We start from the raw sequence: 26,181 nt of genomic DNA on the forward strand, positions 1-26,181 counted from the left end.
GATGTTCACAAATAATACCGAAAGAGTAAATTTCGCATCCGCTAAGAACATACCGGAATATCCGGATTTCTTGGACATTCAGATTAAATCCTTTCAAGACTTTTTTCAACTTGAAACTAAATCTGACGAAAGAGGAAATGAAGGTCTTTACAATACCTTCATGGAAAATTTTCCAATTACTGATACAAGAAACCAATTTGTACTAGAGTTTCTTGATTACTTTATAGACCCACCAAGGTATTCCATCCAAGAATGTATTGAGCGTGGTCTTACATACAGCGTACCTTTAAAGGCGCGCTTAAAATTATATTGTACCGATCCAGAACACGAAGATTTTGAAACCATAGTTCAAGATGTGTATTTGGGGACAATCCCATACATGACTCCAAGCGGTACGTTCGTTATCAATGGAGCAGAAAGAGTTGTGGTATCCCAATTGCATAGATCACCAGGGGTTTTCTTTGGACAGTCGTTCCATGCCAATGGAACAAAATTATATTCTGCAAGGGTCATACCATTTAAAGGATCTTGGATCGAGTTCGCTACCGATATTAATGGGGTAATGTACGCCTATATCGATAGAAAGAAAAAATTACCTGTAACGACACTTTTCCGTGCAATCGGTTTCGAAAGGGATAAGGATATTCTTGAGATTTTTGATCTTTCGGAAGAAGTAAAAGTTTCAAATGCAGGACTTAAGAAAGTACTTGGCCGTAAATTGGCAGCCAGGGTCTTGAATACATGGCACGAAGATTTTGTTGACGAGGATACAGGTGAGGTTGTTTCTATAGAAAGAAACGAGATTATACTAGATCGTGATACTATTCTTGAAAAAGACCACATCAATGAAATTATAGAGGCAGATGTAAAAACCATCTTGCTTCATAAAGAGAACAATGCGCAATCGGACTATGCCATTATTCACAATACACTACAAAAAGACCCTACCAATTCCGAAAAAGAGGCGGTAGAACATATTTATAGACAATTGCGTAATGCCGAGCCACCAGATGAGGAGACAGCTCGTGGTATTATCGACAAATTGTTCTTCTCTGATCAACGATACAATTTAGGTGAAGTTGGTCGTTACAGAATGAACAAAAAATTACAGTTGGATATTGGAATGGACAAGCAGGTCCTGACCAAAGAAGATATCATAACGATTATCAAGTATTTGATTGAATTAATCAATTCAAAAGCAGAGATCGATGATATCGATCACTTGTCCAACCGTCGTGTTAGAACAGTAGGGGAGCAGTTATCCTCTCAATTTGGTGTTGGTTTGGCGCGTATGGCACGTACGATTCGGGAACGGATGAATGTTCGTGATAACGAAGTATTTACACCTATCGATTTGATCAATGCAAAGACGTTGTCTTCCGTGATCAACTCATTCTTTGGAACGAACCAGTTATCTCAGTTCATGGATCAGACCAATCCATTGGCAGAGATCACGCACAAAAGAAGATTATCGGCACTTGGGCCAGGTGGACTTTCAAGAGAAAGGGCAGGATTCGAAGTACGTGATGTTCACTATACGCACTACGGAAGGTTATGTCCTATTGAAACTCCAGAGGGACCAAATATTGGTTTGATTTCTTCACTCTCGGTTTTTGCTAAAGTAAATCCAATGGGCTTTTTGGAAACACCATATCGTAAAGTTGAAAATGGTGTTGTGGATACTAAGGAATTCAGATATTTGAGTGCCGAGGAGGAGGAAGGAATGAAGATTTCCCAAGCAAATATCCCAATGGATGAAAAAGGAAAGATTCAGGAAGATAAAGTAATTGCTCGTGAAGAAGGTGATTTCCCGGTTGTTGATCCATCAGAAGTTAATTATACGGATGTTGCTCCAAATCAAATCGCCTCCATTTCTGCATCTTTGATTCCCTTTTTGGAACATGATGATGCAAACAGGGCTTTGATGGGATCTAACATGATGCGTCAGGCAGTACCATTGCTAAAACCACAATCCCCAATTGTAGGTACAGGTTTGGAAAGACAAGTAGCCACTGACTCCAGAGTATTGATCAATGCTGAAGGAGATGGTGTCATAGAATATGTGGATGCGCAAAAAATAACCATAAAATATAGCAGATCCGAAGATGAGCGATTGGTAAGTTTTGAAGAAGATTCCAAAACATACAATTTGGTCAAGTTTAGAAAAACAAACCAAGGAACGAGCATCAACCTAAAACCGATTGTTCAAAAAGGTGATAAGGTTAAAAAAGGAGAAGTACTTTGTGAGGGCTATGCAACAGAAAAAGGTGAATTGGCATTAGGTAGAAACCTAAAAGTGGCATTTATGCCATGGAAAGGGTATAACTTTGAGGATGCCATCGTAATATCTGAAAAAGTAGTTCGCGAAGATATATTTACCTCTATTCATATTGATGAGTATGCATTGGAAGTAAGGGACACCAAATTAGGTGCAGAAGAACTTACCAATGATATACCCAACGTTTCTGAGGAAGCTACCAAGGATTTGGATGAATATGGAATGATAAGGATTGGTGCCGAAGTAAAACCTGGTGATATTCTAATTGGTAAGATTACTCCTAAAGGAGAATCTGATCCAACACCTGAAGAAAAATTACTACGTGCCATTTTTGGAGATAAAGCTGGAGACGTAAAAGATGCTTCACTGAAAGCTTCCCCGTCTTTAAGAGGTGTTGTCATTGATAAGAAATTGTTCTCACGTTCTATAAAAGATAAGAGAAAACGCTCTGAAGATAAAGAGGCCATTTCTAGATTGGAGATGGACTATGAAGTAAAATTTGAGCAACTCAAAGACGTTTTGATCGAAAAACTCTTTGCGATGATCAATGGTAAGACTTCACAGGGTGTAATGAACGATCTTGGTGAAGAAGTACTTCCAAAAGGAAAGAAATACACCATAAAAATGTTGAATTCTGTTGATGACTTTGCCCACTTGATTGGTGGAAGTTGGACTACAGATGATAAAACCAATGCACAAGTTGCTGATTTGTTACACAACTACAAGATTAAATTGAACGACATTCAAGGAAATCTTAGAAGAGACAAATTCACAATTTCGGTAGGAGATGAACTTCCTGCAGGAATCATGAAGTTGGCCAAGGTATATATCGCCAAAAAGCGTAAGCTGAAAGTTGGGGATAAAATGGCAGGGCGTCACGGTAACAAAGGTATTGTTGCTCGTATCGTCCGTCAAGAAGATATGCCGTTCTTGGAAGACGGAACACCTGTGGATATTGTATTGAATCCACTTGGAGTACCATCTCGTATGAACATTGGTCAGATTTATGAAACTGTTCTAGGTTGGGCAGGTCTTAAATTGGGAAGAAAGTACGGAACCCCAATCTTTGACGGAGCTACCTTAGATCAAATCAACGAACTTACAGATGAAGCTGGAGTGCCAAGATTTGGACATACCTATCTTTATGATGGTGGAACAGGAAAGCGTTTTGATCAACCAGCAACGGTCGGAGTGATTTACATGTTGAAACTAGGACACATGGTAGACGATAAAATGCACGCTAGATCAATTGGGCCATACTCATTGATTACGCAACAACCATTGGGTGGTAAAGCACAGTTTGGTGGTCAGCGTTTTGGTGAGATGGAGGTTTGGGCTCTTGAAGCCTATGGAGCTTCAGCTACACTACGGGAAATATTGACCGTTAAATCGGATGATGTTGTCGGTAGGGCCAAGACCTATGAGTCCATTGTAAAAGGGGAGACCATGCCAGAACCTGGATTGCCAGAATCTTTCAACGTATTGATGCACGAGCTTAAAGGATTGGGCTTGGACATTAGATTGGAAGAGTAGTAGATAGTTGACACTATTGGAAAAAAGTTTTTTTAATTATACCATCACCATAATATTATGGCTAGAATAAAAGATAATAACGCACCAAAAAGGTTTGACAAAATTTCCATCGGATTGGCTTCTCCTGAGTCTATCTTGGCAGAATCCCGTGGGGAAGTTTTAAAACCTGAAACTATTAACTATAGAACGCACAAACCAGAACGTGACGGGTTGTTCTGCGAGCGTATTTTTGGTCCTGTAAAGGATTACGAATGTGCCTGTGGAAAGTACAAACGTATCCGTTACCGTGGAATCGTTTGTGACCGTTGTGGTGTGGAAGTAACAGAAAAGAAAGTGCGTAGAGATCGCGTAGGACATATCAATTTGGTAGTTCCCGTAGCGCATATTTGGTACTTCCGTTCGCTTCCAAATAAAATAGGTTACTTATTGGGATTACCTTCCAAGAAATTGGATATGATTATCTACTATGAAAGATACGTAGTAATCCAACCAGGTATCGCCAAAGGACCTGAAGGTGAAGAAATCAACAAAATGGATTTCTTGACCGAAGAGGAGTACTTAAATATTTTGGAATCCATACCAGCAGAAAATCAATACCTGGAAGATACGGACCCCAATAAATTCGTTGCTAAAATGGGTGCGGAATGTTTGATTGATTTGTTGTCAAGAATCGATTTGGAAGAACTTTCATATCAATTAAGGCACAAGGCAAACACTGAAACTTCTAAACAGCGTAAAACAGAAGCATTAAAAAGACTGCAGGTTGTTGAGGCTTTGCGTGAATCGCAAGATAACAGGGAGAACAATCCAGAATGGATGATCATGAAAGTAGTTCCTGTGATTCCACCGGAATTACGTCCATTGGTTCCTTTGGATGGAGGCCGATTTGCTACTTCGGATTTGAACGATTTATACCGAAGAGTGATTATCCGTAACAATCGTTTAAAGCGATTGATGGAAATAAAAGCTCCCGAAGTAATTTTGAGAAATGAGAAACGGATGCTTCAAGAAGCAGTGGACTCTCTTTTTGATAATACAAGAAAAGCCTCAGCGGTAAAAACAGAATCAAACAGACCTTTAAAATCACTTTCAGATTCATTGAAAGGTAAACAAGGTCGTTTTCGTCAAAATCTTTTGGGTAAACGTGTGGATTATTCCGCTCGCTCCGTAATCGTCGTTGGTCCAGAGATGAACCTTTACGAATGTGGACTTCCAAAAGATATGGCTGCGGAACTTTACAAACCTTTTGTCATTAGAAAATTGATTGAAAGAGGAATTGTAAAAACCGTAAAATCTGCAAAAAAGATTATAGATAAGAAAGAGCCCGTAGTTTGGGACATTCTTGAGAATGTTCTGAAAGGGCATCCAGTATTATTAAACCGTGCTCCTACGTTGCACAGGTTGGGTATTCAAGCATTCCAGCCAAAACTTATCGAAGGTAAGGCAATTCGTTTGCACCCACTGGCATGTACTGCATTTAACGCGGATTTCGATGGTGACCAGATGGCGGTTCACTTGCCACTGGGTCCAGAAGCTATCTTAGAAGCGCAATTGTTGATGTTGGCTTCCCAGAATATCTTGAACCCTGCAAATGGTTCACCAATCACCGTTCCTTCACAGGATATGGTCTTGGGTCTTTATTATATGACCAAAGAAAGAAAATCTACAAAAGAAGTTCCGATCATGGGAGAGGGCATAACCTTCTACTCTGCAGAGGAAGTTGAGATTGCTTTCAACGAAGGAAAAGTTGATTTGAATGCAGGGATAAAGGTCAGGGCTAAGGATTTCAATGAAGAAGGAGAACTCGTTGATCAAATCATTTCTACAACAGTTGGTAGAGTATTGTTCAATAGTGTTGTTCCTGAAGAAGCAGGATACATCAATGAGGTTTTAAATAAAAAATCGCTTAGAAATATCATTGGTGATATTCTTGCGGTGACAGATGTTCCTGCAACTGCTGCATTTTTGGATAAGATTAAGTCCATGGGATATGATTTCGCTTTCAAAGGAGGACTATCCTTCAGTTTAGGTGATATTATTATTCCACCGGAAAAACATGATATGATCAATGATGCAAATGAGCAAGTTGATGGAATTATGGCAAATTATAACATGGGTCTTATCACTAATAATGAGCGATATAACCAAGTTATCGATGTCTGGACATCTACAAATGCAATGTTGACCGAATTGGCCATGAAGCGAATCCGAGAAGACCAACAAGGATTTAACTCGGTTTATATGATGTTAGATTCCGGTGCAAGGGGTTCTAAAGAGCAAATTCGTCAGTTAACGGGTATGCGTGGATTAATGGCCAAGCCAAAAAAATCTACAGCAGGTGGTGGAGAGATTATTGAAAACCCGATTCTTTCCAATTTTAAGGAAGGACTATCGATTTTGGAATACTTTATATCTACGCACGGTGCACGTAAAGGACTAGCGGATACTGCATTAAAAACTGCAGATGCAGGATATTTGACAAGACGTTTGGTAGACGTTTCTCAAGATGTTATCATCAATATTGAAGATTGTGGCACATTAAGGGGAATTGAAGTAAAAGCCTTGAAAAAGAATGAAGAAGTGGTAGAAACCCTTGGGGAAAGAATCTTGGGAAGGGTATCATTGCACGACGTATACAATCCATTAACAGAAGAATTGGTATTATCTGCAGGTCAGGAAATATCTGAAGCTGATGTGAAGCGTGTGGAAGCATCTCCAGTAGAGAGTATAGAAGTTCGCTCAGCATTAACATGCGAAGCACCAAAAGGTATCTGCGGTAAATGTTACGGAAGAAACCTGGCAACCAATAAAATGGTTCAGCGCGGTGAAGCAGTTGGTGTTGTTGCGGCACAATCCATTGGAGAACCTGGAACACAATTAACATTGAGGACATTCCACGTTGGAGGGATTGCAGGTAACATTTCCGAAGATAGCAAGCTAGAAGCCAAGTTTGATGGAGTTGCTGAAATAGAGGATTTAAGGACTGTGGTCGGAGAAAATAGTGATGGCCAAAAAGCAAATATTGTTATTTCTAGAACTTCGGAAATTAAAGTCGTTGATGCAACAACAGGTATCACTTTGAGTACGAATAACATTCCTTATGGTTCCCAACTGTTCGTTAAGAATGGTGAAAAAATCAAAAAAGGAACCGTTGTTTGTCAATGGGATCCCTATAATGGTGTGATTGTTTCTGAATTCACAGGTCAAATAGCCTATGAAAATATCGAACAAGGAATAACATATCAGGTTGAGATTGATGAACAGACCGGTTTCCAAGAAAAGGTGATTTCTGAATCTAGAAACAAGAAACTGATTCCAACCTTATTAATAAAGGATGGAAAAGGAGAAACCATACGTTCTTACAATTTACCCGTTGGTTCCCACATAATGGTGGATGATGGAGATAAAATCAAGGAAGGTAAGATTTTGGTCAAGATTCCACGTAAATCTGCTAAGGCAGGCGACATTACGGGAGGTCTTCCAAGGGTTACAGAGCTTTTTGAAGCACGTAACCCATCTAACCCAGCTGTGGTTTCAGAAATTGACGGTGTTGTTTCGTTTGGTAAGATCAAAAGGGGTAACCGTGAAATCATCATCGAATCCAAATTGGGAGAGATTAAGAAGTACTTGGTAAAACTTTCCAATCAGATATTGGTTCAGGAGAACGATTACGTTCGTGCCGGAATGCCTTTATCAGATGGTTCTATTACTCCAGAGGATATTTTGGCAATAAAAGGACCATCTGCGGTACAACAATACTTGGTGAATGAAGTACAGGAAGTATACCGTTTGCAAGGGGTGAAAATCAACGATAAACACTTTGAAGTTGTTGTAAGACAGATGATGCGTAAAGTACGTATTGAAGATTCAGGTGATACTACCTTCTTGGAAAATCAATTGGTACATAAAGACGACTTTATTCGTGAGAATGACGAAATCTTTGGTATGAAGGTTGTCGAGGAAGCTGGGGATTCTGAGAATCTTAAAGCTGGACAGATTATTTCTGCCCGTGCCTTGAGAGATGAAAATTCTGTTTTACGAAGAGCGGATAAGGCCTTGGTAAGTGCTAGGGATGCTGTAGCTGCTACTGCAACTCCAATATTACAAGGTATTACGAGAGCTTCGTTACAAACAAAATCATTCATCTCGGCAGCATCTTTCCAAGAAACGACCAAAGTGTTGAACGAAGCCGCTGTAAGTGGTAAAATAGATACATTGGAAGGATTGAAAGAAAATGTTATCGTAGGACACAAGATTCCTGCCGGTACCGGTATGAGGGATTATGATAGCATCATTGTAGGCTCCAAAGAGGAATACGATGAAATCATGGCCCGAAAGGAAGAATTCAAATTCTAATATACAAACCCTGACGTCAGCGTCAGGGTTTCTTTTTTTAAAAATTATAGAAAATAATGGCCGATAAAAACCAAAACCAAAAACAAATCAATATTGAATTGGATGAAAAAACTGCCGAAGGAATTTATTCCAATTTGGCTATCATTAATCACTCAGTATCGGAATTTGTGGTGGATTTTATAAGTATGATGCCCGGTGCCCCAAAGGCAAAGGTTAAAAGTAGAATAGTACTAACGCCTCAACACGCCAAGAAATTCTTAAAAGCATTAAACGACAATGTGACTAGATTTGAGAAAGCCCATGGCACGATAAAGGATTACGAGCAACCTCCGATTCCTTTAAATTTTGGACCTACGGGTGAAGCATAATCCCATTGCAAAATAAATAGGATGTTTCGGTATCTATCTTGTAGTATTATTTTTTTTACACTGATTTCATGTACTTCTAAAAAAGAAGAAAAAATAGTTGAACTAGAGTCACTTCACAGATATTACACCGCTTTGTACAAAGAAATCCCAGCTGATTTAATAGAGTATTGTACAAAAGAAAATTCATTGCGAGGTTTGTTGGATGAAAGTTATATAACTCCCAAGATACATTCATCCATAATGGGAGTATGGGGTCCGTACGCAAACACTTGTCAAATTATTGAAGATGAACTAGGAAAAATTTTGAGCTACAAACTTGAAAAAATAATTGATAAAGGACTCGTTTATAGCTTTCATTATTCACTTGTAACCACTAAAGTTAAAAACCCAGTAACCTTAGAATTGTTTTTAAATAAAGAATACGGTTTATCTGAATTTCATATCTATATTTTGGAAGGTAAGGAATATAGAAACATTCTTTTTCCTAAAAGTGAAGAGAACAATTAGCTCGTAATAAGAAACATTCTAGTATTAAGAATTATTCAAACTCCGAAGTAAAATGGAGCTTCACTGTAGGATATTTTTGCTGCGTCATCTGCAATGAAAATTGGGAATCGGCTAAAAAAACCAATTGCCCCTGTTTATCTGTGGCAAGAAACTTTTGTTTTACCCTTTTAAATTCTTTGAACTCGTCGTTGGAAGGGTCTTCAGCTTCTACCCAACATGCTTTATGTACAGGAAAATTTTCATAGGTACATTTAGCACCGTACTCATGTTCCAGTCGGTATTGAATTACCTCATATTGTAATGCACCAACGGTACCTATTACTTTTCTGCCGTTCAATTCAAGTGTAAAAAGTTGAGCAACCCCTTCATCCATAAGTTGGTCGATACCTTTATACAACTGCTTTGCCTTCATGGGATCGGCGTTGTTGATATACCTAAAATGCTCTGGAGAAAAACTGGGAATTCCTTTGTAGTTCAATTTTTCACCGCTGGTGAGAGTATCACCAATTTTAAAATTCCCCGTGTCATGAAGGCCAACAATATCCCCGGGATAAGAAATATCTACGATTTCTTTTTTCTCTGCAAAAAATGCATTAGGACTGGAAAACTTTAATTTTTTGTCGTGTCTTACATGCAAGTATGGTTTATTGCGCTCAAAAGTACCCGATACGATTTTTATAAAAGCCAAACGATCTCTATGTTTGGGGTCCATATTAGCATGTATTTTGAATACAAAACCTGAAAAATCCTTCTCATCCGCATTCACCAATCGCTCTTCTGCCATTTTAGGCCTAGGTGAAGGTGCAATATTGATAAAACAGTCCAAAAGTTCACGAACCCCAAAATTATTAAGCGCAGAGCCAAAGAAAACAGGTTGTTGCGCCCCTTTTAAATATGAATCCTTGTCGAATTTGGGATAAACACCATCTACTAATTCCAGATTGTCCCTAAGCTCTTGTGCTGCCGATTCACCAATAATATTTTCTAGCTCGGTACTTTCAATGTCCGTAAAAGCAATGGTTTCTTCTATATTTTTTTTGCTATTGCCACTGAACAAGTTAATGTTCTTTTCATAGATATTGTAGATGCCCTTAAAGTCATATCCCATACCAATGGGGAAGCTGAGTGGAGTTACGGATAACCCTAATTTTTGCTCTACTTCGTCCAATAAATCAAAAGCATCTTTTCCTTCCCTATCCAATTTGTTGATAAAAACAATCATTGGAATGTTGCGCATTCTACAGACCTCAACCAATTTTTCGGTCTGCTCTTCAACACCCTTTGCGACATCGATTACTACAATTACACTATCTACCGCGGTCAAGGTCCTAAAAGTATCCTCGGCAAAATCCTTGTGGCCGGGCGTGTCCAGAATATTTATTTTTTTATCATTATAGATGAAAGCTAAGACGGACGTGGCAACAGATATGCCCCTTTGCCGTTCAATTTCCATGAAATCACTTGTCGCTGACTTTTTAATTTTATTGTTTTTGACGGCACCTGCTTCCTGTATTGCACCACCAAACAAAAGTAATTTTTCTGTCAAGGTAGTCTTGCCGGCATCAGGATGCGAAATAATTCCAAAAGTTCTTCGCCTAGCTATCTCCTTATCAAAATCCATCTCTAAAATTTCGGCAAAAATAATGTAATTATCCCTCTTTTAATTGATTTATGGTGTCATAAGAAATTGTTAATATAAAAAGAAGAAAATTTGATTAAAAATAATTGGTAAAAGTAAAAAGTAAAGTAATTTTCCAAGATGTATAATGTTGCGTTTATAAATAATACATAATCTTTTTACTGAATTTCTACGTATAACTTTATGTGGTAAATTATAACTAAGATTAAACCTTTTATCGATTAAAATAGGTCATAATATTTAATTGCATTAATTATGCCACCAAATGAAGTTCGAATCATTTTAAGTTCGGACAAAGTTTGACAAATAAGAAAAGCCCCATTTTCTTAAAACGTACGAGAACCAACATGCCATGGTGATTAGTTGACCAAAACTGTCATTTATGGATAAAAATACTTTCTTAGACTTTAAGAAGAAGCTTTTACAATGTTTCTTCTTGATTTTAGGTTTTACGTTCTACCTTACCATTACTTCATTCAATACGATATCAGACTACATTGCTTTTGAGGAATCAAAACTAAAGGATACCGATGGTGATGGTGTTCCAGATAAGAATGATTTGGATATTGATGGTGATGGAATAATCAATACAGTGGAAGATAGCAATGAAGATGGGGATAATTGCTATTGGACCGATCCAACCGATACTGATGGTGATGGTGTGCCTGATTATTTGGATATCGATTCCGATGATGACGGAATCATCGATAATATTGAAGCACAGACAACATCTGGTTATATACCACCATCGGGAAAGGATATCGATCAAAATGGATTGGATGATGCCTATGAAGAGACCCCGGGCAGTTGTGATGGATTATTGCCAATAGATACAGATGGAGACAATATTCCGGACTATTTGGATATAGATTCTGATGATGACGGTATTTTGGACAACGTTGAATCACAAACATCGAACGACTACCAAGCTCCGTGCGGAATTGATTCTGATGGCAACGGTTTGGACGACCATTATGAAAGTTGTCCTGGTGGCGGAGAAGGCATAACTCCTTTGGATACTGATGGTGACCATCACCCAGACTTTCGTGATATAGATTCTGACAATGATGGAATCATTGATAATATTGAAGCGCAAGATCCTAATCATTTTCAAGAACCTTGCGGAAAAGATAAAGACCAAAATGGTTTGGATGATCATTATGAGTCACACCCAGGCGGTGGGGAAGGAGTCACTCCTATTAATAGTGATAACGACCCATTACCTAATTTCAGGGATATCGATAGTGATGACGATGGTATACCTGATAATGTTGAAGGACAGTCTACTGCTGGGTATATTCCTCCAAGCGGAAATGATGATGATAAGGATGGATTGGATAATGCTTACGAAGGTAGCGGTGATGAAGGAATAATGCCCGAGAACACGGACGGGGGGGACGAGCCGGACTATCTTGACGACGACAGCGACAACGACCTGGTGATGGACAACAACGAGGGCAACGACTTCGACTTCGACGGCGTTCCCGACCAGGCGTACACCGGCACCGACACGGACAACGACGGCCTGGACGACGGCTACGAGGGGAGCGACGTGGACGACGGCTACGATGTGAACGACGAGATCGACGACCCCGCGAACGACCTTCCCGACACGGACGGGACGGAGGACGTGAACTACCGCGATTTTGACGATGACGGCGACGGCATCGACACGCCCGACGAGGACGCGGACGGCGACGGGGACCCGACCAACGACGATACGGACGGCGACGGCACGCCCGACTACCTCGACCCCGATGGCGACGGAACGGACACGGACGGTGACGGCGTGCCCGATATGGTGGACCTTGACGACGACAACGACGGCATACTCGATACAACGGAGGACCCGAACCTCGATAACGACAACGACCCCTTGACGGACGCTCTGGACAGTGACGGCGACGGCCGCCCGGACCACCTGGACATAGACAGCGACGACGACGGCATCCCGGACAATGTCGAGGCACAGCCCACGAACGGTTACGTTCCGCCGAACGATGACGATGCGGCTACGTACGCTGCCAACCAGGGCGTGAACAGCGCCTATATCGGCGGCCTTGTGCCCGAGAACACGGACGGCACGGACGAGCCGGACTATCTTGACGACGACAGCGACAACGACCTGGTGATGGACAACAACGAGGGCAACGACTTCGACTTCGACGGCGTCCCCGACCAGGCGTCCACCGGCACCGACACGGACAACGACGGCCTGGACGACGGCTACGAGGGGAGCGATGTGGACGACGGCTACGATGTGAACGACGAGATCGACGACCCCGCCAGTGACCTTCCCGACACGGACGGGACGGAGGACGTGAACTACCGCGATTTTGACGATGACGGCGACGGCATCGACACGCCCGACGAGGACGCGGACGGCGACGGGGACCCGACCAACGACGATACGGACGGCGACGGCACGCCCGACTACCTCGACCCCGATGGCGACGGTACGGACACGGACGGTGACGGCGTGCCCGATATGGTGGACCTTGACGACGACAACGACGGCATACTCGATACAACGGAGGACCCGAACCTCGATAACGACAACGACCCCTTGACGGACCCGCTTGACAGTGACGGCGACGGCGGCCCGGACCACCTGGACATAGACAGCGACGATGACGGCATCCCGGACAACGTCGAGGCACAGCCCACGAACGGTTACGTTCCGCCGAACGATGACGATGCGGCTACGTACGCTGCCAACCAGGGCGTGAACAGCGCCTACATCGGCGGCCTTGTGCCCGAGAACACGGACGGGGGGGACGAGCCGGACTATCTTGACGACGACAGCGACAACGACCTGGTGATGGACAACAACGAGGGCAACGACTTCGACTTCGACGGCGTTCCCGACCAGGCGTACACCGGCACCGACACGGACAACGACGGCCTGGACGACGGCTACGAGGGGAGCGACGTGGACGACGGCTACGATGTGAACGACGAGATCGACGACCCCGCGAACGACCTTCCCGACACGGACGGGACGGAGGACGTGAACTACCGCGATTTTGACGATGACGGCGACGGCATCGACACGCCCGACGAGGACGCGGACGGCGACGGGGACCCGACCAACGACGATACGGACGGCGACGGCACGCCCGACTACCTCGACCCCGATGGCGACGGAACGGACACGGACGGTGACGGCGTGCCCGATATGGTGGACCTTGACGACGACAACGACGGCATACTCGATACAACGGAGGACCCGAACCTCGATAACGACAACGACCCCTTGACGGACGCTCTGGACAGTGACGGCGACGGCCGCCCGGACCACCTGGACATAGACAGCGACGACGACGGCATCCCGGACAATGTCGAGGCACAGCCCACGAACGGTTACGTTCCGCCGAACGATGACGATGCGGCTACGTACGCTGCCAACCAGGGCGTGAACAGCGCCTATATCGGCGGCCTTGTGCCCGAGAACACGGACGGCACGGACGAGCCGGACTATCTTGACGACGACAGCGACAACGACCTGGTGATGGACAACAACGAGGGCAACGACTTCGACTTCGACGGCGTCCCCGACCAGGCGTCCACCGGCACCGACACGGACAACGACGGCCTGGACGACGGCTACGAGGGGAGCGATGTGGACGACGGCTACGATGTGAACGACGAGATCGACGACCCCGCCAGTGACCTTCCCGACACGGACGGGACGGAGGACGTGAACTACCGCGATTTTGACGATGACGGCGACGGCATCGACACGCCCGACGAGGACGCGGACGGCGACGGGGACCCGACCAACGACGATACGGACGGCGACGGCACGCCCGACTACCTCGACCCCATAGATGATCCTAAGCCACCGGTTGAAGATGAAGAAGTGGTGATTAATCAAATGCTTACGCCCAACGGTGATTTAAAAAATGATTTCCTTTTTATAAGAGGAGTTAGGTTTATTAAATCCAGTACACTGAGAATTTTCAATCGCTGGGGTGTAGCGGTTTATGAAGGGAATGACTACGATAATGTAACAAACGTTTTTGATGGCCGTTCAAGGGGTAGATCTACTTTGAGCGTGAACGATTATCTTCCCGCCGGCGTATATTTTTATATATTTGACTATGAAACGGACGAAGGAAACTTCACGGATTCCGAATACATATACATAAGTAGATAACATATTAAAGTAAAATGGTCAAAAAACATTTTTTAGTTCCGTTTTTATTTATTGGAATTGTATTTCAGAGTCTTACGGCCCAACAAGATGCACAGTATACGCAGTATATGTTCAACACATTGAGTGTAAATCCAGCTTACGCGGGCTCAAGAGGTCAACTGAGTTTTGCTGGGCTTTACCGGTCCCAATGGGTAGGTTTGGACGGTGCTCCAGAAACTTTTACCATTAACCTGCATTCACCTATTCGAAATAGTAGGTTGGGTTACGGAGTTTCAGTAGTAAACGACAATATAGGTGACGGCGTTGTTCAAGAAACATATTTTGATGCAGTATTATCATATACAATAGATGTTTCTTTGGATGCTAAACTCTCCTTCGGATTAAAGGCAGGAGGGAGTATGCTGAATCTGGATTTTAATGGTCTGCGAAATTTTGACCAAGAAGTTGTAAACCAAGATAATATTGATAATCAGTTTTCTCCCAATTTTGGTCTGGGAATATACTATCATTCAGATAAGTTTTATGCTGGAGTATCCGCACCGAATATTTTGGAAACAGAATATTTTGACAATGGGGATAATGACCCGGAATCCGTTAGTTTTCTTGCAACAGAACGTATAAATTTCTATTTGATCACAGGCTACGTATTCGATTTGAATGCAGATTTAAAATTTAAACCTGCGCTATTAACAAAAGCAGTTGGGGGAGCACCGTTACAAGTAGATCTCTCAGCAAGCTTTCTATATGCAGAAAAGTTTAGTTTTGGCGCAGCATACAGATTTGATGCCGCGATAAGCGCATTGGCAGGATTTCAAGTAACAGACCAGATAATGATAGGTCTCGCATATGATAGAGAAACAACAGAGTTGGGCGGAACACAATTCAATGACGGCTCTTTTGAGATTTTCTTGAGATTAGAGTTGTTAAAAGCATTTCAAAGAACAGTATCACCTAGATTCTTTTAATCCCGATTTAAAATGCCAAAAAGATTACTTGTACTTCTTATCGTTTTTTTAGGATGCACTATCGATAATGCAATCGGTCAAGAAGAAATAGAGGACAAACAACAGGCAAAGGTAAAAGCAAAAGCCGATGAAAGATATGAGCAATATTCATTCAGTCCAGCTATAGATATATATAAAAAGGTTCTTGATAAGGGATTTGTATCCATGGATTTATTGAAGCGTTTAGGAAACTCCTACTATTTCAATGCAGAATACATAGAAGCTGCCAACATCTACAAAAACCTTATTGAGACTTATCCAAAAAAGACTGAGCCAGACTATTATTTCAGATATGCTCAAAGTTTAAAAACATTGGGTGATTATGATAAATCATCGGAAATGATGTCAAAATTTAAAAGCATGACATCAAACGAAGAGGGCATACAAACTTCTGATGAGGATTATTTGGCCAAAATAGAGGAGAATTCTGGAAGATACGATATTAAACCCTTTAAATACAATAGCAAATATTCAGATTTTGCCGCATCCTTTTATAAAAAAGGACTCATATTCTCATCTGACAGGGATACGGGGAATTTAGCTAGATATAGACATACATGGAATTCTAAGGATTTTTTGGATTTGTACAAAGTAGATGTGGACAGTGCATCGATGAATACCGTCATTAAGTTGGAAGGCGATATAAATACAAGACTTCATGAATCAACTTCTGTAGTATCTAAAGATGGCACCAAAATGTTTTTTACCAGAAATAACTTCTTGGATGGGAAAAAATATAAAGATCAAAATGGAGTCATTCGCTTAAAAATATACAGTGCTGAATTAATAGATGGAGAGTGGACAAATATTCTTGAATTACCTTTTAATAGCGATTCGTATTCCATTGCACACCCTATATTGAGTCCAGACGAAAAAAGACTTTACTTTGTATCGGATATGCCCGAAACTAGAGGTGAGTCTGATATATTTATGACAGAAATAATAGGTGACGGAACTTATGGACCTATGATAAATTTAGGAAATAATATAAATACACAAGCACGCGAAACTTTCCCTTTCATTACAAAAGATGGCATTCTTTACTTTTCATCGGATGGCCATCAAGGTCTGGGGGGATTAGATATATTTGCCACTAAAATAGCATTTGGGAATTATGACGAACCAATCGTCAATGTGGGTAAGCCCGTGAATGGAAAATACGACGATTTTGCTTTTATCATGGATAGTGAGTCCAAAACAGGCTATTTTTCATCCAATCGAATAGATGGTCTAGGAGAAGATGACATATACGGATTTTTGGAAAAAGAACCTTTGGTTTTGGATTGCTTACAAGATGTCACCGGCACGGTAAGAGATCGAATATCCAATGAAGTCTTAGTGGGTGCTACGGTAAAGGTTATCGATGAAGAAAACAATGAAGTATCTTCTACGATAACCGATTCAAAAGGAAACTATGTTCTGGGATTGGATTGTGCCAAAGGAAACTTTGTAAGAGCATCAAGGGATGGTTATGTGCCAGCGGAAGAGTATCTCAACAAGTCGTATGGAAAGCCTAGAATTGTGGATTTTTATTTAGAACGTGATATAGTAACTGGTGGTTTTGGCGACGATTTGGCCAAGCTACTTCAATTGAGCACTATTTATTTTGATTTGAATAAATATAACATCCGTCCAGATGCAGAAATAGAAATCCAGAAAGTCATCGTTGCAATGGAAAAATACCCCAGCCTAAAAATAAAAGTAAACTCCCATACGGATAGCAGGGGAAATGATGCTTACAATTTATGGTTGTCACAAAAAAGAGCTGAATCTACCGTTGCTTATATGATTTCCAAAGGTATAGCAAAAGAAAGATTGCAAGGAGAAGGATATGGGGAAACAAGATTGGTCAATGATTGTGCCAATGGTATACCGTGTTCCAGAGACAAACATCAGTTGAACCGAAGATCGGAATTCATCATCTTTGAATAACTTTAAAATTCTTTTTTAAGAAGGATTATAAATATCATAACGGTTAGAATAATCTGGATTCTCTTGAACAATTCTATTTTATAGACCTGATCGATAAACTACCCTTTTTTTAACAATTTTTAAATAAAACAGGAAAACACACAGCATTATTTCCTGACTTCACTAGGCCAAACCCTGTCATAGACAACATTTTTTGGGTCTCCCAAACTATCCAACATATTTTTATTGAGTTTTAGAAGACGTTGAGTCAGGACGTCTATTTTCAAATTTGCCCTAATACATGGAAAACCTCAATAAGAAAAATGTATTTCTTCTCATTTTATTTCTAGGATCTTTTATAGTCTCAGGACAAACTACAATATGGTCAGAAGATTTTGAAAGTTATACCAATGGAACCCAAACAGGTAATGGTACTGGAACCAGTACAGCTACATGGTCAACAAACGACACAGATATAAATGTTCAAGCTTCAGGAGGTTCACAAGTATTGAGAGGTCAACAAACTAGAAATACTACAGCATATTGGACTACAAATACTATAAATGTATCAGGTTTCGCACTTTTCTCGATTAGTTTAGATGCGAATTCAGGAGGCTCATTGGATGCGAACCAAGACATCTTTAGAATAGAATATCGTATAGACGGCGGAAGTTATGTTGAAGTAGAGGAGGCATCAGGTGTTTCATCAGACCCTATTCAATCTTCATATAATATTAATAGTCTGTCAGGTAATACATTGGAGTTAAGAATAACGTTCTATAATACTGGCGGGGATGAATTTTATGAAATAGATAACATCTTAGTTGAGGAAGGTTCTGGTGTATCAACTAATGATCCGCCTTCAATTACCGCGACGGGAAACCAAGAATTTTGCCCTGGCATACCAATTTCAGTTGTAGAGACTATTAGCATAACCGACTCAGATGATACTACCGCCGATGAAGTATCGGTACAGATATCTTCAGGTTATGTTAATGGAGAAGACCTTCTGACGTTGACAGGCTCCCATCCAAGTATTACGGCATCATGGAGCGTCTCAGAAGGAAAACTGACCTTAACAGGACCAGCAACTTTGTCGGCCTTTGAGACAGCTGTCAGTGCAGTTCAATATTCAACCAGTGGAATGAACCCTTCAGGAAGTAGAGATTTTTCTATTACAGTAGGAGATACAAATTTTTTACCATCAACTGGCCATTATTATGAGTATATATCTGATGTAGGCATTAGATGGACGGAGGCACGTGATGCAGCAGCACTACGTACCTATTATGGACTACAGGGATATTTAGCAACATTGACATCACAAGAAGAAGCAGATTTTTCAGGATCTCAGGCCCAAGGCGTAGGATGGATTGGAGCAAGTGATGCAGCTGTTGAAGGAGACTGGCGTTGGGTTACAGGACCAGAAGCAGGTACACCTTTCTGGAGTGGTAATGCATCAGGTAGCACAACACCACCATTTAACTTTGCTTATTGGAATGGAGGTGAACCAAATCAATCAGGTAATGAGGATTATGCGCATATAACAGCAAATTCGGTAGTGAGAAGCCCAGGAGGCCCAGGTTCTTGGAATGATTTACGAAATCAGGGGGGAGGCGGAGCATACCGACCACAAGGATACGTAGTGGAATATGGAGGCATGACGGGAGATCCAGTAATCAATGTTACAGCCGTCACAATGCTAAACATAGATAATGAACCACCTACAGCAAGTAATCCCACTCCAATCACTGTTGACTGCATCGGGGACGTCCCTACTGCTGATGTTACAGTGGTCACGGACGAGGCCGACAACTGCAGTGCCAGTCCTACAGTGGTTTTTGTAAGTGATTCTAGCGATGGGAACAGCAATCCTGAGACCATAACTAGAACCTACAGCATAACGGACGGTGCGGGGAACAGCACCAACGTTACGCAAATAATAACTGTTAATGATACTACCAGCCCAACTGCAAGTAACTTGTCAAATATTGCTGTGGAATGTAATTCAGATATCCCACCTGTAAATATAAATGACATTACTGACGAAGCGGACAATTGTAGTATAGCTGCCAATATTGTTGTAGCGCATGTAAATGATGTGAGCGACGGTGCCACATCACCAGAGACAATCATAAGAACTTATAGTGTAACAGATGAAGCTGGCAACAGCACCAATGTAACCCAGACCATCACGGTGGACGATAACACTGATCCTGTTATTATAGGTTGCCCTTCGAATATAATAGTAAATGTTGATAGTGGGACATGCGGAGCAGTAGCCAATTGGACGTTACCCGTAGCGTCTGATAATTGTGGAACCGTAACGCTCACAGATAATAACTACAGCCCGGGAGATAATTTTTTTCCAGGTATTACGACCGTGACATATACTGCTACTGATAACGCTGGAAATTCTACAACCTGTAGTTTTACCATAACAGTAACAGATAATGAAGACCCAGTTTTGACTGGTCCTTCGGATATATCAGTCTCAACAGATTCCGGTAGTTGCGAAGCAGTAGTCAATTATACATTACCAACAGTAACTGACAACTGTTTTATGGGAGATGGCACTTTCCCCGTCATTGAAAATTTTGAAGTTCCTAGCAGGAATGATTTGATAAACGTATGTTACCAGTTTATTGGCACTACAGTTTCGGGAAACAATCCATTATCAGGTACTACCAGTATGCGTACCAGTAATCTTATTTCGGGTTCATCCAGAACTTTGATTAGTCCACTGGTATATTTGAATGGCACAGGACAACTTACTTTTTTGCATAGAATTGATAGAGCACGTAATAATAATCGTATAACAGTTTCTTTGGTTGATGAGGCAGATGTTGCCACCGTAGTTTTCACAGAAGTATACAGTAATAATAGTATACAATCAGAAGCTGTAGATATTTCTATAACAGGAAATTATAGAATTAGAATTGATTTTGATACCAACAGTAATGCAACAGATAGAGGTCGTATTGATGATTTAGTAATTCCTGGATTGAAGATAGCGGATACTTCTGGTTCAGGGGCATGTCCAGCAGCCTCGTTTCAAGTCGTTCAAAACACAGGATTTACAACGGGAGGGTCATTTCCAATAGGAACGACGACGAATACCTTTGAAGTAACAGATGCTTTTGGTAATACGGGTACATATAGTTTTGACATAACGGTATCGGACAACGAGGCCCCCACTGCGAGCGACCCTTCGGGCATCACTGTGGAGTGCACCGGGGACGTCCCCGCGGCGGACACCACGGTGGTCACCGACGGTTCGGACAACTGCGGCACGGTGACGGTGGCCTTTGTGGGGGACAGCGCACTGGCGGGCAGCAACCCGGGCATTATCACGAGGACCTATAGCATAACGGACGCCGCGGGCAACGTCACCAATGTCGAACAGGCGATAACGGTGGACGATACGACGGACCCGACAATTGTTTGTCCATCGGACATTGCCCGGAACGTAGATCCGGGACTGTCCACGGCAGTAGTCGCGTATACGGCACCTGTAGGCACCGACAACTGTGGCACGGCCACTACGTTCCAGATAGCGGGACTGGCCTCCGGATCAGCGTTCCCAACAGGGACCACGACGAATACCTTTGAGGTAACGGACGGTGCGGGCAATACGATCACCTGTAGTTTTGATGTGACGGTAGTGGACAGTGAAGCACCCGTGATCGACTGTCCCCCTGATATAGTGCAGGATACGGATGCGGGAGCATGTCAAGCAGTAGTCGCGTATACGGCACCTGTAGGCACCGATAACGCCCCGGGAGCGGTCACGGTGCAGATAGCGGGACTGGCCCCCGGTTCGGTGTTCCCGATAGGGACCACGACGAATACCTTTGAAGTGACCGATTCATCGGGGCTTACGGCCACCTGTAGTTTTGACGTGACGATAGAGGACAACGAGGCCCCTACGGGCAGTGCACCACCTGACGTTACGGTGGAATGTTCTGCAAATATCCCAGCAGTCGATATAGCTGCCCTGACCGGGGTAACGGACAACTGCAGCCCATTGTCAAATATTGTAATGGCCCATGTGGGCGATGTCAGTGATGGGAACAGCAACCCTGAGACCATAACGAGAACGTACAGCATTACGGACGAGGCCGGCAACGGCATTAACGTCGAACAGGCGATAACGGTGGACGATACGACGGACCCGGCAATCGTTTGTCCATCGGACATCGCCCGGAACGTAGATCCGGGACTGTCCACGGCAGTAGTTGCGTATACGGCACCTGTAGGCACCGACAACTGTGGCACGGCCACTACGGTCCAGATAGCGGGACTGGCTTCGGGATCAGCGTTCCCAACAGGGACCACGACGAATACCTTTGAGGTAACGGACGGTGCGGGCAATACGATCACCTGTAGTTTTGATGTGACGGTAGTGGACAGTGAAGCACCCGTGATCGACTGTCCCCCTGATATGGTGCAGGATACGGATGCGGGAGCATGTCAAGCAGCAGTCGCGTATACGGCACCTGTAGGCACCGATAACGCCCCGGGAGCGGTCACGGTGCAGATAGCGGGACTGGCCCCCGGTTCGGTGTTCCCGATAGGGACCACGACGAATACCTTTGAAGTGACCGATTCATCGGGACTTACGGCCACCTGTAGTTTTGACGTGACGATAGAGGACAACGAGGCCCCCACGGCCAGCGACCCTTCGGGCATCACTGTGGAGTGCACCGGGGACGTCCCCGCGGCGGACACCACGGTGGTCACCGACGGTTCGGACAACTGCGGCACGGTGACGGTGGCCTTTGTGGGGGACAGCGCACTGGCGGGCAGCAACCCGGGCATTATCACGAGGACCTATAGCGTGACGGACGCCGCGGGAAACGTCACCAACGTCGAACAGGCGATAACGGTGGACGATACGACGGACCCCACGGGCAGTGCACCACCTGACGTTACGGTGGAATGTTCTGCAAATATCCCAGCAGTCGATATAGCTGCCCTGACCGGGGTAACGGACAACTGCAGCCCGTTGTCAAATATTGTAATGGCCCATGTGGGCGATGTCAGTGATGGGAACAGCAACCCTGAGACCATAACGAGAACGTACAGCATAACGGACGAGGCCGGCAACGGCATTAACGTCGAACAGGCGATAACGGTGGACGATACGACGGACCCGGCAATCGTTTGCCCATCGGACATTGCCCGGAACGTAGATCCGGGACTGTCCACGGCAGTAGTCGCGTATACGGCACCTGTAGGCACCGACAACTGTGGCACGGCCACTACGGTCCAGATAGCGGGACTGGCCCCAGGATCAGCGTTCCCGACAGGGACCACGACGAATACCTTTGAGGTAACGGACGGTGCGGGCAATACGATCACCTGTAGTTTTGATGTGACGGTAGTGGACAGTGAAGCACCCGTGATCGACTGTCCCCCTGATATGGTGCAGGATACGGATGCGGGAGCATGTCAAGCAGTAGTCGCGTATACGGCACCTGTGGGCACCGATAACGCCCCGGGAGCGGTCACGGTGCAGATAGCGGGACTGGCCCCCGGTTCGGTGTTCCCGATAGGGACCACGACGAATACCTTTGAAGTGACCGATTCATCGGGACTTACGGCCACCTGTAGTTTTGATGTGACGATAGAGGACAACGAGGCCCCCACGGCCAGCGACCCTTCGGGCATCACTGTGGAGTGCACCGGGGACGTCCCCGCGGCGGACACCACGGTGGTCACCGACGGTTCGGACAACTGCGGCACGGTGACGGTGGCCTTTGTGGGGGACAGCGCACTGGCGGGCAGCAACCCGGGCATTATCACGAGGACCTATAGCGTGACGGACGCCGCGGGCAACAGCATTAACGTCGAACAGGCGATAACGGTGGACGATACGACGGACCCCACGGGCAGTGCACCACCTGACGTTACGGTGGAATGTTCTGCAAATATCCCAGCAGTCGATATAGCTGCCCTGACCGGGGTAACGGACAACTGCAGCCCATTGTCAAATATTGTAATGGCCCATGTGGGCGATGTCAGTGATGGGAACAGCAACCCTGAGACCATAACGAGAACGTACAGCATAACGGACGAGGCCGGCAACGTCACCAACGTCGAACAGGCGATAACGGTGGACGATACGACGGACCCGGCAATTGTTTGCCCATCGGACATTGCCCGGAACGTAGATCCGGGACTGTCCACGGCAGTAGTTGCGTATACTGCACCTGTAGGCACCGATAACTGTGGCACGGCCACTACGGTCCAGATAGCGGGACTGGCTTCGGGATCAGCGTTCCCGACGGGGACCACGACGAATACCTTTGAGGTAACGGACGGTGCGGGCAATACGGTCACCTGTAGTTTTGATGTGACGGTAGTGGACAGTGAAGCACCCGTGATCGACTGTCCCCCTGATATAGTGCAGGATACGGATGCGGGAGCATGTCAAGCAGTAGTCGCGTATACGGCACCTGTGGGCACCGATAACGCCCCGGGAGCGGTCACGGTGCAGATAGCGGGACTGGCCCCCGGTTCGGTGTTCCCGATAGGGACCACGACGAATACCTTTGAAGTGACCGATTCATCGGGACTTACGGCCACCTGTAGTTTTGATGTGACGATAGAGGACAACGAGGCCCCCACGGCCAGCGACCCTTCGGGCATCACTGTGGAGTGCACCGGGGACGTTCCCGCGGCGGACACCACGGTGGTCACCGACGGTTCGGACAACTGCGGCACGGTGACGGTGGCCTTTGTGGGGGACAGCGCACTGGCGGGCAGCAACCCGGGCATTATCACGAGGACCTATAGCGTGACGGACGCCGCGGGCAACAGCATTAACGTCGAACAGGCGATAACGGTGGACGATACGACGGCCCCCACGGGCAGTGCACCACCTGACGTTACGGTGGAATGTTCTGCAAATATTCCAGCAGTCGATATAGCTGCCCTGACCGGGGTAACGGACAACTGCAGCCCATTGTCAAATATTGTAATGGCCCATGTGGGCGATGTCAGTGATGGGAATTTCAATCCGGAAACGATTACGAGGACCTATAGCATTACGGACGAGGCCGGCAACGGCGTCAATGTTGACCAAACAATCATTGTCCAGGCTGTGAATCCAGATATAATAATTGGGGATGCTTCGGCAATAGAAGGTGAGAACATTAGTTTTCCAATAACACTCAGTCAGGCTAAATGTGATGAGGATTTAACGTTGACATTTACCTTCATGGATGGAACCGCAGAATCTTCAGATTATATAAATACAAACGTTCAGGTAATTATTCCGGCAGGAGATATATCGGCAAATGTTATTGTACCAACAATTGATGATACAATTGATGAAGTGGATGAGGATTTTACAATAAGGTTAGGCACCGTAGATTTTGGTACGGTAGGGGATATTTCAGATACAGCCATAGGTACAATTTTGGATAATGATTCAACTCCAGTTAATATTGATAGTGATGATGACGGAATTATAGACAGTTTTGAAGATTTAAATTCTGATGGTGATAATGACCCAACCACTGATCCTACCGATACTGATAGTGACGGAATACCTGATTATCTTGATATTGATAGTGATAATGACGGCATCCCAGATAATATAGAAGCTCAAACTACTACTGGTTACATTGCCCCCAGTTCAATCGATATTAATAATAATGGTTTGGATGATGCATATGAAAATAGCGGAAATCTAGGATTGATACCAGAAGATTCTGAAGGAGATGGCATCCCGGATTATGTTGATGACGACAGTGATGAGGATGGTGTTCCTGATAGTATCGAAGGAAATGATTTTAATCAAGATGGTATACCTGATGTTGAATTGATCGGTTCTGATAAGGATAATGACGGACTTGATGATGGTTACGAAGGTAGCACAGTTATAGATATAGATGTTAATGATGAGATTAGCAGTCCCGGTTCTGATTTATTGGATACGGATTTTGATGGTGTTCCTAATTACAGGGATTCTGATGATGATGATGATGGCATTGAAACTATAGATGAGGATTTGAATCTGGATGGAAATTATGCAAACGATGACTCTAATGGAGATGGTTTGCCAAATTATCTAGACCCGGATATAAGACCAAATACAGCAGACGAAGAAGAAGTTGATGTAATCAATGTTATTACTCCCAATGGTGATGGTATACACGATTTCTTGACCATTCAAAACATAGAAAACTATCCAAACAATACGGTCAAAATTTTTAATAGGTGGGGTGTGGAGGTCTACGCAACCAAATCATACAACACAACTGGAAACGTCTTTGACGGCACATCCAAAGGAAGGGTTACACTCAACAAGGACAACAAGCTTCCGGTAGGGACATACTTTTATATTTTGGAGTATGAGGATTTAACCGGAAATATGAAAGAACTCTCGGGTTATTTATATATCAACCGATAAAAGA

Annotated in this window: 9 protein-coding genes; 8 read left to right on the forward strand and 1 reads right to left on the reverse strand. The window is 44.0% G+C overall.

Going from position 1 to position 26,181, the window contains the following annotated elements:
• Position 1: 1 nt before the first annotated feature.
• Genes rpoB through HME9304_RS12205 form a run of 4 tightly spaced genes read left to right on the forward strand, consistent with a single transcriptional unit; the run spans position 2 to position 9,042 of the window.
• Entirely contained in the window at positions 2-3,811 is a 3,810-nt protein-coding gene (gene rpoB, locus HME9304_RS12190; protein WP_112378856.1) for a DNA-directed RNA polymerase subunit beta, read from the forward strand.
• Positions 3,812-3,868: 57 nt separating this feature from the next.
• Positions 3,869-8,167, forward strand: a complete 4,299-nt coding sequence (rpoC, locus tag HME9304_RS12195) for a DNA-directed RNA polymerase subunit beta' (RefSeq protein ID WP_112378857.1) — start codon at positions 3,869-3,871, stop codon at positions 8,165-8,167.
• A 56-nt stretch (positions 8,168-8,223) separates the two neighbouring features.
• Entirely contained in the window at positions 8,224-8,535 is a 312-nt protein-coding gene (locus tag HME9304_RS12200) for a DUF3467 domain-containing protein (RefSeq protein WP_112378858.1), read from the forward strand.
• A 21-nt stretch (positions 8,536-8,556) separates the two neighbouring features.
• Entirely contained in the window at positions 8,557-9,042 is a 486-nt protein-coding gene (locus HME9304_RS12205; RefSeq protein WP_112378859.1) for a hypothetical protein, read from the forward strand.
• Positions 9,043-9,073: 31 nt separating this feature from the next.
• Here HME9304_RS12205 and HME9304_RS12210 read toward each other — a convergent pair whose 3' ends face one another.
• Positions 9,074-10,663, reverse strand: a complete 1,590-nt coding sequence (locus tag HME9304_RS12210) for a peptide chain release factor 3 (protein ID WP_112378860.1) — start codon at positions 10,661-10,663, stop codon at positions 9,074-9,076.
• Between the two features lie 1,390 nt (positions 10,664-12,053).
• Here HME9304_RS12210 and HME9304_RS12215 point away from each other — a divergent pair.
• The 4 genes from HME9304_RS12215 to HME9304_RS12230 all read left to right on the forward strand — a co-directional run bounded on the left by HME9304_RS12215 (position 12,054) and on the right by HME9304_RS12230 (position 26,177).
• The gene (locus tag HME9304_RS12215; RefSeq protein WP_112379812.1) at positions 12,054-14,840 is read left to right on the forward strand and encodes a gliding motility-associated C-terminal domain-containing protein; all 2,787 of its coding nucleotides are present in this window, start codon (positions 12,054-12,056) and stop codon (positions 14,838-14,840) included.
• Positions 14,841-14,854: 14 nt separating this feature from the next.
• On the forward strand, positions 14,855-15,805 hold the full coding sequence (locus HME9304_RS12220; protein ID WP_112378861.1) for a PorP/SprF family type IX secretion system membrane protein: 951 nt from the start codon (positions 14,855-14,857) through the stop codon (positions 15,803-15,805).
• 12 nt (positions 15,806-15,817) lie between these two features.
• Positions 15,818-17,776 carry an OmpA family protein gene (locus HME9304_RS12225; protein ID WP_112378862.1) on the forward strand — a complete coding sequence of 653 codons (1,959 nt, stop codon included), beginning with the start codon at positions 15,818-15,820 and terminating at the stop codon, positions 17,774-17,776.
• Positions 17,777-18,056: 280 nt separating this feature from the next.
• Entirely contained in the window at positions 18,057-26,177 is an 8,121-nt protein-coding gene (locus HME9304_RS12230) for an HYR domain-containing protein (RefSeq protein ID WP_112378863.1), read from the forward strand.
• Positions 26,178-26,181 lie beyond the last annotated feature (4 nt).

Origin of the sequence: Flagellimonas maritima (assembly GCF_003269425.1) — a bacterium.
Taxonomy (GTDB): domain Bacteria; phylum Bacteroidota; class Bacteroidia; order Flavobacteriales; family Flavobacteriaceae; genus Flagellimonas; species Flagellimonas maritima.

Excerpts from the sequence above, each read along its gene's own strand:
- rpoC (WP_112378857.1), top strand. The coding sequence starts at position 3,869 with ATGGCTAGAATAAAAGATAATAACGCACCAAAAAGGTTTGACAAAATT.
- HME9304_RS12220 (WP_112378861.1), top strand. The coding sequence starts at position 14,855 with ATGGTCAAAAAACATTTTTTAGTTCCGTTTTTATTTATTGGAATTGTA.
- HME9304_RS12230 (WP_112378863.1), top strand. The coding sequence starts at position 18,057 with ATGGAAAACCTCAATAAGAAAAATGTATTTCTTCTCATTTTATTTCTA.
- HME9304_RS12205 (WP_112378859.1), top strand. The coding sequence starts at position 8,557 with ATGTTTCGGTATCTATCTTGTAGTATTATTTTTTTTACACTGATTTCA.
- HME9304_RS12215 (WP_112379812.1), top strand. The coding sequence starts at position 12,054 with ATGCCCGAGAACACGGACGGGGGGGACGAGCCGGACTATCTTGACGAC.
- rpoB (WP_112378856.1), top strand. The coding sequence starts at position 2 with ATGTTCACAAATAATACCGAAAGAGTAAATTTCGCATCCGCTAAGAAC.
- HME9304_RS12210 (WP_112378860.1), bottom strand. The coding sequence starts at position 10,663 with ATGGATTTTGATAAGGAGATAGCTAGGCGAAGAACTTTTGGAATTATT.
- HME9304_RS12200 (WP_112378858.1), top strand. The coding sequence starts at position 8,224 with ATGGCCGATAAAAACCAAAACCAAAAACAAATCAATATTGAATTGGAT.
- HME9304_RS12225 (WP_112378862.1), top strand. The coding sequence starts at position 15,818 with ATGCCAAAAAGATTACTTGTACTTCTTATCGTTTTTTTAGGATGCACT.